The following is a 12,555-nucleotide window of genomic DNA, read 5'->3' on the forward strand; positions in this document are numbered from 1 at the left end:
GAGGGGCCCCGGCCGTTCCCATCTCACTTCACCGGTACGGGCGTCAGCGCGACGGCCAGCGGATACGCACCAGTCGTCAGCGGCGCCCCGACGGCACCGGACACCGTGTCGACGGGGACCAGGGCGCCCGCGTCGGCGGTGGTGACGTACGCCGTGCCGCCGTTCCAGTCCAGGGCGACGTCGAAGGCGGACCTGCCGACCGTCACCGTCTTGCCGGGAGCGCCGGTGACCGTGTCGACGGGCGTGACGGTGTCGCCGGTGCTGGGGCTGACCCACAGGGTCCGGCCGTCGGGCGACAGGGCGAGACCGTAGGCCTGGCCGGAGACCAGGAGGGTCGGCTCGGTGTCGTTCGTGGCCGTGTCGATCGGAGTGACCGTCGAGCCACCTGAGTTGGACACGTACACCGTCTTCCCGTCCGGCGCGGCCACGATGTTGAACGGGCTCGGACCGACGGGGACGGCGGCGGCGGCCTTACGGGTGGTCAGGTCGACCGGCGTGACCGTGTTGTCCTTGATGTTGGGCACGTAGAGCGTCCGGCCGTCGGGCGTGATCGCCAGGTTCTCGGGCCCGTTGCCGACCTGGACAGGCGCTCCCGGGGTGAGGGAGGCCGTGTCGACGGGCTGGACCGTGCCGTCCGAGTAGTTGGCGACCCAGAGGGTGCGGCCGTCCGGGGTGAGCACGAGCCCGGCGGGGACCCTGCCGACGGGGACCGTGGCGGTGACCTTCCCCTGCGCCACGTCGATCACGCTGACCGTGTTCGAGCCCTGGTCGGCCGCGTAGGCGGTACGTCCGTCCGTACTCGTCACCACCTCACCCGGGTTGGCGCCCACGGCGATGTTCGTGGTCTTCTTCGAGGACAGATCGACGGAACTGACCGACGCCCCACTGAAGTTGGCCGTCAGCGCTCTCGGCGAGCCCGTGCCGTCGGTGACCTGGACCGGGAGCGCACGGTCGAGGACGCCGTCGCCCGCCACCCCGACGGACCGCACCCCGGCACTCGCGTTCTCCCCGGCCGTGACGGTGACCGTCGCCGATGCGCTGCCCCCGGCCGGGACGGTCGCGGTGCCCTCGGCGGGCGAGACGGTGACGCCGTCAGGGGCGGTCAGCTTCCACGCCACCGTCCGGGCGGCGGTGGCGGCCGCGTCGGAGAAGGAGAGCGTGATCTTCGCGGACTCGCCCGGCTTCAGGCTGAGGGAACCAGGCGCGAAGGCCGCGTCCACACCAGGATCGGGCGCGTTCTCGATCATCGCCGTGTAGAGGAACTGGTCCATCACGCCCGGGGACACCTGCTGGGGGATCGCGTCCAGCTCCTTGCGCTGGGACCTCAGCCGGTTCCAGTACGTGGCGACCGCGTCGGAGTCACCGCGCTTGCCGGCCAGCAGCAGGTCCACGGCCGTGCGCCCCGCGCTGCCGTAGCGGCCGAGCTTGTCCAGCCAGGCCGAGGTCTCCCGGAGGAACCCGGGGTTGTCGAGACGGGACCGGAGTTCACGGGGCGTGGCCGCCATGTCGGCGAAGTACGAGCGGAGCGCCGCGGCGGCACGGTCGAGGCCCGAGTCCTCCTCGTACGCCTTGCGGAACCTGGCGATCAGGGCGCTCAGCGTCGGAGACTCGGTCGGGTCCAGCTGGGACGAGTAGTTGTTCTCGGCGAAGATCCGCAGCCACTTGGCGGCATCCGGCCCGGCGAGGTCGCGGACGGAGGCGAGGAACGCGGCCCGCGGATCGTAGGTGTCCGGATTCCACAGATAGGCGGCGGAGGTGAACAGGGCGAGCCGGCTCGCCTGGCCCTGGACCATCGGGTTGGCGGTCACCCCGGTCGCCGCCTTCGCCACGCCGGGCTCGCGGCCGGTGTAGGGGCCGAGCAGCAGGCGGCTGGTGACGTAGTCGTTGACCGGGTAGTTGTCCCAGACCAGGATCGGATGGCCGTAGACCTCACGGGCCTTCGCGACCTGGTCGGCGGTGATGGTGGGGGCGATCACGCCGACACCGGTCCACTCCACGACCACCGACGGGTCCAGCTGCTCCCGGAGTGCCTTCTTGTAGGGGGAGTCGGCGAGGTCGGAGTACTCGGTGGGGACCATCTCCAGGGGGTGCAGGCCGGGGTGGCCGGCCGAGAAGTCCTTCCAGACCTCGTTGAGCAGATGCGCCTGCGCCGCTCCCGCCGCACCGCCGCCCGTACCGAACCGCTTCTCGTCGGCTTCGCAGTTCCACTTCGTGTAGCTGATGTCGTCCAGCGGGATCGCGAAGGAGCGCACGCCGATGGCGTACAGGGATTCAAACTTGCGGGTGAGGGCCTTGATGTCGGCGGCCGAGGAGTAGCAGACCGACAGTCCGGGGGAGAGGGCGTACGTGAAGCGGACGTGGTTGGCGTCGGCCCGGTCGACCAGTTCCTTCAACTGCCGCAGTTCGGCTGCCGGGTACTCGTCGCGCCACTGCGCGCGCAGATACGGGTCGTCCTTGGGGGAGTAGACGTAGACGTTCTGCTTGGTGCGGCCGTAGAAGTCGAGCTGGTCCAGCCGCTCGGTGTGCGACCAGGGGGTGCCGTAGAAGCCCTCGATCACTCCGCGCAGCGCGGCCGTGGGCCAGTCCCGGACGGTCACCACGGGCACGGTCCTGGTGACCAGCCGGCGCAGGGTCTGGGCGGCGTAGAAGGTGCCGGTGCGGTCGGTGCCGGACAGGGCGAGGAGGGTGCGGCCGTCCGCGCGGCCGGAGGCGAGGACGTAGCCGCCGGAGGGCAGCCCGGCGGGGGAGGGGGCCTTGAGGCGCTTCAGGGCCGAGGCCGTCGCGGTGTTCTCCTTCGGGCCGCCGAGGAAGACGGTGAACCCGGCCTTCGCGGGCGGCTTGTCGACCGTCACGATCCGCTTGGCTCCGGCGTCGCGCAGGACGGCCTCGACGACCCGCCGGGCCGAGGGGTCGGTCCCGCGCCCGACGACCGCCACGACCCGTTCGGGGACCGTGAGCCGGCCGGGCCCGGCGTGCAGGCTCTTCGGCCGCGGCCACACCTGGGGCAGGGCGGCGGCCTTCGACGGTTCGTCCGGTGCGGCGGCCGCGGGCGGCACCTGCGCGAGCGTGAGGCCCAGTGCCAGCAGCAGCGCGGCAGTGGGAAGTCTGAGACGAGTGGCTGGGAACACGGATTCTCCTTCCCGGGGAGGGATGAAGGGAGAGGTGAATGGAGCCACCGGGTGATGCTAGAGATGTTGAATCAAGCAATCAATGGGGCGTCGGAGATCGTCTGCGTGTGGGGCATTGACGCCGCCCGCCTCGACTCCCACACTGGCCTGACTACGTAGTCAAGCAAGCTCTTTCCATCCGGATGCTGCGCATGACTACGTAGTCCATGCCCGTGCCACCTCCTGGGAGCCCTCATGACGACGACCGGAGACGAAGGCGGCCGTCGCCGTCGTGGTCCCGGCATGACCGAGGTCGCACGGGCCGCCGGGGTGTCGCAGAAGACCGTCTCCCGGGTCGTCAACGGCGAGCCGCATGTCAGCCCGGAGGTGCGCGACCGCGTCCTGAGGGTCATCCGCGAACTGGACTACCGTCCCAACACCGCGGCCCGGGCCCTGCTCCTCGGCCGCTACCGGCGGATCGGCGTCGTCTCGCTGGGCAGTTCGCTCTACGGCCCCTCGACCCTGCTCATAGCCCTGGAACGGGCCATGCAGCGCGCCGGGTACTCCGTCGCCCTGGCCAGCACCCTGGAGGGGCAGAAGGTCTCGGTCGCCGTGGACGCGCTGCTGGAGCAGGGCGTGGACGGGATCGTGCTGTCCGAGCCCATCGACGACGGCACGCCCCTCAGACTCAGCGCCGATGTGCCGGTGGTCAGCGTCGGCGAGGGCGTGGAACTCGCCCAGGGCACCTGTGCCGTGGTCGGCGGTGACGGCATCGCGGCCGCCCGGCTCGCCACCGAGCATCTGCTGTCCCTGGGCCACCGCACCGTCTGGCACCTGCCCGGCCCGCAGGACTGGTGGGCCGCCCGGGACCGGCTGCGCGGCTGGCGCGAGGCCCTCGCCGCCGCCGGCGCCCCCGAACCGCCCCTGCCGTCACCCGGAGACTGGAGCCCGGCCTCCGGCTACGCCGCCGGGCGGCAGCTCGCCGGACTCTCCGATGTGACGGCCGTGTTCGCCGCCAACGACGACATGGCCATCGGCGCCCTGCGCGCGTTCGCCGACGCGGGCCGCGCCGTCCCCGGTGACGTGAGTGTCGTCGGCTACGACGACATCCCCGCCGCCGCCTATCTCTCCCCGCCGCTGACCACCGTCCGGCAGAACTTCGCCGCCGTCGCCGACCGCGCCGTCGACGTACTGATCGCCCTGATCGAGGGCCGCCCCGCACCGGCCGAACCCGCCGACCAGGCGGTCGAGTTGACGATACGGGCCTCCACCGGCCCGATACGCGACCCGGGCCCCGCGCTTCCCCACCCGTAGCCGCACCACGTGAGGAGTCACGTGTGTACACCCCACCGTCCCCTGCCCCTCCGACCCGCCGCGCCCTGCTGCGCGGAGCACTCGGCCTCGGTACGGCCGTCGCACTCTCCGCCTGCGGAGCGGGCGATACGACGCCCCGCACCTCCGGCGACGTCACCCTCTCCCTGTGGACCCACGACCCGGGCTACGAGGCGTTCTTCGTGAAGGGCGTCCCGGAGGCGGACCGGGCCACCGACTTCCGCTACCACCTGAAGGTCACCCGCTCCGGGCCGCCGGACATCGTCACCAAGCTGCTCGCCCAGGCCGTCGCGGGACGCGGCACCCCCGACATGGTGGGCTTCGAGATCGGCAGCTTCCCGCGCATGCTGCGCGGCGACATCGCCGAGCGGCTGCTGCACGACTTCACACCCGACATCGAGGCCGTGCCCGGCCTGAAGGACGACCTGCTGCCCGCCCGCACCGCCCCCTTCAGCAGGGACGGCCATGTCTACGCCTTCGACTCGGACACCCCGATGGTCGTGTACTTCCACCGCGCGGACCTCTTCGAGAAGTACGGGCTCCTGCGAGGCGACCAGACCTGGGAGGAGTTCGCCGAGGCCGGAGCCCGGGTGTACCGGGATCACCAGGCGTCCATGTGCGTCGTCTCCACGGTGGGCAGCGACCCGGGTCAGGTCGTGCAGTCCTTCCAGATGCTGCTCTACCAGCGCGGCGGCGAGTTCTTCGACGCCGACGGGAAGCTGCGGCTCGACTCGCCGGAGGCCGAGGAGGTGCTGCGGTTCCTCTGCGAGGGGCTGCGCAGCGGGTTCGTGATCGACGTCGCCGACTACTACGGGGCCGCCATGCAGACGGCGCTGAAGAGCGGCCGGGTCATCGGTCTGCCCATGGCCATCTGGTACAAGAACTACGGCCTGTTGCCCAACGTGCCCGAGCAGAAGGGCAAGTGGCGCGTGCGTGCCCTGCCCCGGTTCGGCGGAGGCGGCGGGGTGACCGCCGCGCTCGGCGGCACCGGGTTCGGTGTCGTCAAGGACAAGGCCAACACCCGTGCGGCCACGGAGTTCCTCTTCAAGACGTGGCTCACCCATGACGGGCAGGTGCGGCGGTTCACCGAGACCGGGTATCTGCCGACGCGGCGGTCCGTGTACGAGGATCCGCGCCTGGGGGCGTACGAGGACGAGTTCTGCGGTGGGCAGCGGCTGTTCGGGCTGTATCGGTCGCTGCTGCCGGATGTGCCGCCGTTTCATCAGAGTCCGGACCAGTCGATTCTCTATGACGTGCTCGGGGGGAATCTGCTGCGGGCGTATCACGGGGATCTGTCGCCACGGCAGGCGTTGCAGCAGACCGCTGCGGATTTTCGTGACCAGGCCGGGCGGTAGTCCGGGTGCGGCGCCGTCGGGGCTTGTCGCGCAGTTCCCCGCGCCCCTTTCGGGGCGCTGTTCAGGAGGTCCCTCATCATGACCACCGCCCTGGCCGGGCCGAGTCGATCCGCCCGTGAGCGCGTCGGCGAGACGAACGCGGGGCGCCGCCCGAAGCGGTCCTGGGCGCCCTACCTCTTCATCTCGCCCTTCTATCTCCTCTATGCCCTGTTCATGCTGGTCCCGGTCGGGGTATCGGTGTGGCTGAGTCTGACCGAGTGGGTCGGGCTCGGGGCCCCGGACTGGGTGGGGCTGCGCAACTACCGGCTGCTGGCCACGGACATAAGTTTTCACCGGGCCCTCGGCAACACCGCCGTCTTCGTGCTGGTCGCGGTCTGCGTCGTCGTGCCGCTCGCGCTGCTGATCGCCCAGGCGCTCAACGCCAAGGGGCTCAGGGCACGTGACCTGTGGCGGACCGCCTACTTCGTGCCGGTCGTCGTCTCCCCGATCCTCGTCGCCCTCGTCTTCGGCTTGATCTTCGACCGGCAGTTCGGGCTCGCCAACTCGGTGCTGCGGGCCCTGTTCGGCACCGGCGGTGTCGACTGGCTCGGCGATCCGGACCTGGCCAAGGTGAGTATCTCCCTGGTCATGCTGTGGCGCTGGACCGGCTATCTCACCGTCTTCTTCCTCGCCGGGCTCCAGAACGTGCCCCGGGAGCTGTACGAGGCCGCCGCGATCGACGGGGCCGGGCGGCTGCGTACCTTCACCACCGTCACCCTGCCGGCGCTGAAGCCGGTGACGGCGTTCGTCGTCGTCACGTCCTTCATCGGCGCGGCCCAGATCTTCGAGGAGCCGTATCTGCTCACCGGCGGCGGACCGGCCGAGTCGACCCTCTCGGTGACCATGTTCATCTACCGGGCCGCCTTCCAGCGCCAGCAGTTCGGCTACGCGGCGGCCGCCGCCGTCGTCCTCTTCGTCCTCGTCTTCGGCCTCAGCCAACTCGTCAACCGTCTCCTCGGCATCGGGAGGGCCACCTCATGACACGCGCCCGCCTGCCCCTCTACGGCGTACTGGTCCTGCTGTTCCTCGGCTTCCTCGCCCCGCTGCTGTGGGCGCTGAGCGGTTCGTTCAAGCCGCGCGGCGAGATCTTCGGCTACCCGCCGAAGCTCGTCCCCGACCCCTTCACCCTGGACAACTACCGCACCCTCCTCACGGAACAGCCCTTCGGCCGCTGGTTCCTGATGAGCACGGTGGTCGCCGTCGTCGCCACCACCGTGTCCGTCTTCGTCTGCGCGCTGGCCGGCTACGGCTTCGCCAAGTTCCGCTTCGCCGGGAAGCGGCTGCTGTTCAACGTCATGTTCAGCTCGCTGTCCATCCCGTTCGCGGTGATCCTCGTGCCGCTGTTCGTGATCCTCGTGAAGACCGGGCTCGGCAGCCCCTGGTTCGCGCTGATCGTGCCGTGGGTGGCGCCCGCGTTCGGGATCTTCATGATGCAGCAGTACATCGTGCAGTCGATTCCGGACTCGGTGCTGGAGGCCGCCCGGATCGACGGGGCGAGCGAGTTCGGCATCTTCCGGACCATCGTGCTGCCACTGCTGCGGCCCTCGCTCGGCGCCCTGGCCGTCTGGCAGTTCCTGCAGAGCTACAACAGCTTCCTGTGGCCGCTGGTGCTGGTCTCCGACAGCTCCCAGTACACCCTGCCGCTGGGGCTGCAGACCCTGTTCGTGTCGGAGCAACGGCAGTACGACCTCGTGCTCGCCGGAGCCGTCCTCGCCGTCCTGCCCGCCGTCGCCCTCTTCGTGCTGCTGCGCAAGCAGCTTCTCGAAGGCCTGTCCACGGGCGCGGTCAAGGGCTGACCGTCCAGCAACTCATCTGAAGGAGAAGCATGTTCGAGCTGCCCCGACGCGTCCTGTTCGGTGCCGCCTACTACCACGAGTACCAGCCGTACGAGCGCCTCAAGGACGACCTCGACCTGATGGCCGAGGCCCGCTTCACGGTGATCCGCGTCGGCGAGTCGGTGTGGTCCACCTGGGAGCCCGAGAACGGCCGCTTCGACCTCGACTGGCTCCAGCCGGTCCTGGACGGCGCGCACGAGCGGGGCATCTCGGTCATCCTCGGGACGCCGACGTACGCGGTGCCGCCGTGGCTGGCCCGGCAGTACCCGGAGATCGCGGGCGAGTCCCGCACGGGCGAGCGCCACGGCTGGGGCGCCCGGCAGGAGGTCGACTTCACCCACCCAGCGTTCCGCTTCCACGCCGAGCGGATCATCCGCAAGGTCGTCGGCCGCTACGCCGACCACCCGGCGGTCATCGGCTTCCAGGTGGACAACGAACCGGGCCTGCACCTCTTCCACAACCACGGCGTCTTCCAGCGCTTCACCGACGAACTGCGCGAGCGGTACGGCGATGTGGAGACCCTCAACCGCGAGTGGGGCCTCGTCTACTGGTCGCACCGGCTGTCCACCTGGGCCGACCTGTGGACCCCGGACGGCAACGCCCAGCCGCAGTACGACCTGGCCTGGCGGCGCTTCCAGGCCCGGCTCACCACCGAGTTCATCGCCTGGCAGGCCGAGATCGTGCGCGAGTACACCCGCCCCGGCCAGTTCGTCACGACCTGCATCTCCTACGACCGCCAGGGCGTCGAGGACGACCGCCTCACCGAGGCCCTCGACGTCACCGCGGGCAACCCGTACTACACGATGCAGGACGCCCTCGCCCTGCCCGACGCGGGCGGCGACGGGCAGCACTGGACGACCAACGGCACCTGGGCGCTGTACCGCAGCGCCGACCGCATGTACTCCTCCCGGCAGGAGCCCTACCTGGTCACCGAGACCAACGCGCAGGCCATCAGCGGGCCGTGGGACAACCGCCCCGCCTACGACGGCCAGTGGCGCCAGGCCGCCTGGGCGCTGATCTCCCGCGGCGCCTCGATGATCGAGTACTGGCACTGGCACACCCTGCACTTCGGCACCGAGACCTACTGGGGCGGCATCCTCCCGCACAACGGCCGGCCCGGCCGTGTCTATCGCGAACTGGCAGCCCTGGGAGGCGAGTTGGAGAAGGCGGGGGACCTGGTCGCCTCCCTCACCCCGGACGCCGACGTCGCCTTCCTGTACGACGGGCCCAGCAAGTGGGCGCTCAAGGGCCAGCCGCCGCTCGCCGACGCCGACGGAAACCCGGACGGGAGGTCGTACGAGAGGATCTTCGACGCCTTCTACCGCGGCGCCTTCGACGCGGGACTCCAGGCACGCGTCCTGCATCCCGGGCAGCTCGCGGACGCCGATCTGCCGCCCGTGCTGGTCGTCCCCGGCTACTACGCCGCCGACGACTCCGTCCTCGACCGGCTCCGCGCCTACGCCGAGGCCGGCGGCCATCTCGTCCTCGGCCCCCGCACCGGCTACGGCGACACCGAGGCCAGGGCCCGCACCGACCTCCAGCCGGGCCGGCTGGCCGAGGCGGCCGGGGTGACGTACGACGAGTTCAGCAACCTGCGCGACCCGCTGCCTGTCACCGGCACGGACTCCCTCCCCCTCCCGGCCGACGCGCACGCCCTGCACTGGGCTGACGGACTGCGGACGCAGGGCGCCGAGACACTGGCGGCGTACACGCATCCGCACTTCGGCCGCTGGCCCGCGGTCACCACCCACCGCCACGGCACCGGCCGCATCACCTACGTCGGCACCGTGCCCGACCCCGTCCTCGCCCGGGCCCTGTTCGACCGGTACGCCCCGGACGGCGCCTGGCGCCCCGCCCACCCGAGCGTCACGGCCACCTCGGCGACCGCCCGGGACGGCCGCCGCGTGCGCTTCCTGCACAACTGGTCGTGGGACGAGGTGTCCGTGCCGGTGCCCGCGGCGGTGCGGGACGTGCTGTCGGACACCGTGTACGGCGACACGGTGCCGCTCGGGCCCTGGGACGTGAAGGTGCTTCAGGACGAGGCCGGGTAGCAACCGTCCTTTCCGGCCGGGGAGTTCCGGCCGCCCGTTCGCTGGGCATCGTGTCAGGGGCGTGGGCCGCGCCGCCCCGGAGGGGGAGCGGGCGGGCCCTGTCGGCCGGCGAAGGGATGGGAAGCCATGACGTCACCGCTGCCCCCGGGAGAGACGCTGCCACAGCCGTTGCTGAACCCGCCGGCGTCGGTCGCGGTGTTCCTGGTCGCCACGATCGAACCCGGCGGGGAGGCCGCCGTACGGGAGGCGCTGGGCTCCCTCGCGGGCCTGGTGCGGTCCGTCGGGTTCCCCAGCCCCGACGGCGGTCTCGGCTGTGTCGCCGGGGTCGGGTCCCGGGTCTGGGGACGGCTGTTCGGCGGCCCCAGACCCGCCGAACTGCACCCGTTCCGCGAGCTGGCCGGGCCCCGGCACCACGCCCCGGCCACCCCGGGCGACCTGTTCTTCCACATCAAGGCCGCCCGCACCGACCTGTGCTTCGCCCTCGCCGCCGAGCTGGTGCGGCGGCTGCGCGGCGCGGTCACCGTGCGCGACGAGACGCAGGCCTTCGCCTACTTCGACTCGCGCAACCTCCTCGGCTTCGTCGACGGCACCGAGAACCCCGTCGGCCAGCCCGCGGCCGACGCGGCACTGGTCGGCGAGGAGGATCCCGGCTTCCGCGGCGGCAGTTACGCGATCGTGCAGAAGTACCTGCACGACGTGGACGCGTGGGACGCCCTCGCCGTGGAGGCCCAGGAGAAGGTGATAGGCCGCACCAAGCTCACCAACCTCGAACTCGACGCGCCGGGCTCCCACAAGGACGTCAACACCGTCCTCGGCCCGGACGGCTCGGAGCAGAAGATCCTGCGCTCCGCGATGCCGTTCGGCAGGCCGGGACACGGGGAGTTCGGCACGTACTTCGTGGCCTACGCGCGCACGCCCGCGATACCCGAGACGATGCTGCGCAAGATGTTCCTCGGCGAGCCGGGCTCGGGGCCCGACCCGCTGCTGGACTACTCAAGGGCCGTCACCGGCAGCCTGTTCTTCATACCGCCGGCGGACTTCCTGGAGGCCTTGCCCGAGGGCTGACAGGCCCGTCACCAGAGCTCGTCTAGACGCGTTCCAGCGGCCGGTGCGGTTCGGCGGGGAGCCGCACCTCGACGGCGTCGCCGGGACGCACCACACCGCCCTCGCGCACCACGCTCATGATGCCCGCCTTGTGCACGATCCGGCCCGCCTCGTCACGGCCGACGACCTGCTTCAGCAGCCCGTCCTGGAACGCGTCGATCTGGACGCAGGGATTGCGCAGGCCCGTCACCTCCACCACCGCGGTTTCGCCGATGTGCAGCAGGGTGCCGGCCGGCAGGCCGAGCAGGTCGACGCCGCGCGTGGTGATGTTCTCCCCGAGTGCGCCGGGTGCCACCTCGAACCCGGCGTCCGCGACCTCGGCGAAGAGCTCCTCGTGGATGAGGTGCACCTGGCGCAGGTTCGGCTGGGTGGGGTCCTGGGCGATCCGAGAACGGTGCTTGACCGTCACCCCCGCGTGGATGTCGCCCTCCACCCCCAGCCCCGCGAGCAGGGTGATGCTGTCCCGGTTCGGCTTGGTGAACGAGTACTCGCCGTTGCTGCTGACCGCCGTCACCGTCGCGCTCATGCCTTCGGCCCCCTTCCGTTCGGCAGTGATCCTTCAGGAGCCTAACCGTTCGGCTCCGGAGCCGACTGTTCCGCGGGGAACCCCGGCGACCGCAGGACCCGGCGCTCGGCGTCCACCGCGAACACCTCGCAGTTCTCCCGGGCCGCCGCCCACTCGACGCCCTCGGTGCCCAGTGCGAAGGCCGCCGTCGCGACGGTGTCGGCCTCGGTGAGGGTGGGGGCGACTACCGTGAGGCTGAGCAGCCCGGTCGCCGGGCGGCCGGTGCGCCCGTCGACGATGTGGTCGCCGCGCTCGTAGCGGGCGGATGTCGCGACGGCCCGGTCCGTGAGGTCCAGGACCGTGCACAGCCGGTCGGCGTGCTCGGGATGCCGTACGCCCACGCGCCAGGGGCCGCCGGCGGCGACCACGTCACCGCCCGCGTTGAGGCAGAAGCGCCGCGCCCCGGCCGCCGCCAGCAGCTCCGCGCCCTTCTGCACCGACCAGCCCTTCACCACGGCGCAGGGGTCGAGGCCGCGACCCGGCAGGCGGACGTCGAAGGCGCCCCCGGTCGCGACCCGGTACTCCTCGCACAGGTCCAGGACCTCGCGCAGCGCCGGGCTCGGCTCGGAGACCTCCCCGCGGTCCAGCCGCGACACCTCGCTGTCCGGCCGGAACGGGCTGAACCGCGCGTCGACCTCGTGCAGCCAGGCGAAGAGGCCGTCCACCGCGGCCTCGGGGAAGCCCTTGTCGTCGATCCGGACCGACACCGGGAACCCCATCACGTGCTCGACGCGCCGCATGCCGTCAGCCCTTCGCGTCGATGGCGGCCTGGAGCGACTCCTTGTAGCCGTCGCTGGTGATCGTGGCGCCGGACACCGTGTCGATGTCCGCGCTCTGCGCCTGGAGCGTCTCCTCGATCAGCTTGGGCACGGCGGCCGTGGTCTGGGGGTGGTTCGGCTGCTGGAGCATCCGCACCGAGGCGATCTTGTCGCCGTCGAAGGTGACCTCGACCTGCACCGGGCCCTTCTCGGTGTCGAGGGTCGAGCCCTTCACGACCGTGGTCGTGGAACCACCCGACGAGGAGGCCGAGGGTGTGGAGGCCGGAGCGGCGGCCTCGGTGGCGGTCGACGACGATCCGGTGTCCTGCGAGGGCGCGTAGCGCCAGACCGGGATCAGGCCCGCGATGCTCAGGACGAGGACGGGTATGGCTCGCTTCACGACAGTCTC

General features: G+C 71.3%; 10 protein-coding genes. 6 read left to right on the forward strand and 4 right to left on the reverse strand.

Going from position 1 to position 12,555, the window contains the following annotated elements; all coding sequences use genetic code 11:
* Positions 1-23 precede the first annotated feature (23 nt).
* The gene (locus tag ACIBK5_RS21570; protein ID WP_399021492.1) at positions 24-3,128 is read right to left on the reverse strand and encodes a beta-N-acetylglucosaminidase domain-containing protein; all 3,105 of its coding nucleotides are present in this window, start codon (positions 3,126-3,128) and stop codon (positions 24-26) included.
* 234 nt (positions 3,129-3,362) lie between these two features.
* On the opposite strand from ACIBK5_RS21570, the gene ACIBK5_RS21575 reads away from it, so the two are divergent.
* From ACIBK5_RS21575 to ACIBK5_RS21600, 6 genes are all read left to right on the forward strand, one after another.
* Positions 3,363-4,421 (forward strand): LacI family DNA-binding transcriptional regulator, encoded by a 1,059-nt coding sequence (locus ACIBK5_RS21575; RefSeq protein ID WP_399021493.1) that lies wholly within the window; start codon positions 3,363-3,365, stop codon positions 4,419-4,421.
* A 23-nt stretch (positions 4,422-4,444) separates the two neighbouring features.
* Positions 4,445-5,794, forward strand: coding sequence for an ABC transporter substrate-binding protein (locus ACIBK5_RS21580; protein WP_399021494.1), 1,350 nt, complete (start codon positions 4,445-4,447; stop codon positions 5,792-5,794).
* Between the two features lie 78 nt (positions 5,795-5,872).
* Positions 5,873-6,814 carry a carbohydrate ABC transporter permease gene (locus ACIBK5_RS21585; RefSeq protein WP_399021495.1) on the forward strand — a complete coding sequence of 314 codons (942 nt, stop codon included), beginning with the start codon at positions 5,873-5,875 and terminating at the stop codon, positions 6,812-6,814.
* Positions 6,811-7,629 (forward strand): carbohydrate ABC transporter permease, encoded by an 819-nt coding sequence (locus tag ACIBK5_RS21590; protein WP_193476626.1) that lies wholly within the window; start codon positions 6,811-6,813, stop codon positions 7,627-7,629. Before ACIBK5_RS21585 ends, ACIBK5_RS21590 begins: the two co-directional genes overlap by 4 nt.
* Before the next feature lie 29 nt (positions 7,630-7,658).
* The gene (locus ACIBK5_RS21595) at positions 7,659-9,719 is read left to right on the forward strand and encodes a beta-galactosidase (protein ID WP_399021496.1); all 2,061 of its coding nucleotides are present in this window, start codon (positions 7,659-7,661) and stop codon (positions 9,717-9,719) included.
* A gap of 126 nt (positions 9,720-9,845) precedes the next feature.
* Positions 9,846-10,784, forward strand: a complete 939-nt coding sequence (locus ACIBK5_RS21600; protein WP_399021497.1) for a Dyp-type peroxidase — start codon at positions 9,846-9,848, stop codon at positions 10,782-10,784.
* Between the two features lie 22 nt (positions 10,785-10,806).
* On the opposite strand, the gene ACIBK5_RS21605 is transcribed toward ACIBK5_RS21600, so the two are convergent.
* From ACIBK5_RS21605 to ACIBK5_RS21615, 3 genes are read right to left on the reverse strand one after another with little or no spacing between them, the layout of a single operon-like run.
* The gene (locus tag ACIBK5_RS21605; protein ID WP_399021498.1) at positions 10,807-11,349 is read right to left on the reverse strand and encodes an MOSC domain-containing protein; all 543 of its coding nucleotides are present in this window, start codon (positions 11,347-11,349) and stop codon (positions 10,807-10,809) included.
* A gap of 41 nt (positions 11,350-11,390) precedes the next feature.
* Positions 11,391-12,128, reverse strand: coding sequence for an FAD:protein FMN transferase (locus ACIBK5_RS21610; protein WP_399021499.1), 738 nt, complete (start codon positions 12,126-12,128; stop codon positions 11,391-11,393).
* A 4-nt stretch (positions 12,129-12,132) separates the two neighbouring features.
* Positions 12,133-12,546 carry an FMN-binding protein gene (locus tag ACIBK5_RS21615; protein WP_399021500.1) on the reverse strand — a complete coding sequence of 138 codons (414 nt, stop codon included), beginning with the start codon at positions 12,544-12,546 and terminating at the stop codon, positions 12,133-12,135.
* Positions 12,547-12,555 lie beyond the last annotated feature (9 nt).

The sequence above is a fragment of the Streptomyces sp. NPDC050546 genome, from assembly GCF_044457425.1.
Taxonomy (GTDB): domain Bacteria; phylum Actinomycetota; class Actinomycetes; order Streptomycetales; family Streptomycetaceae; genus Streptomyces.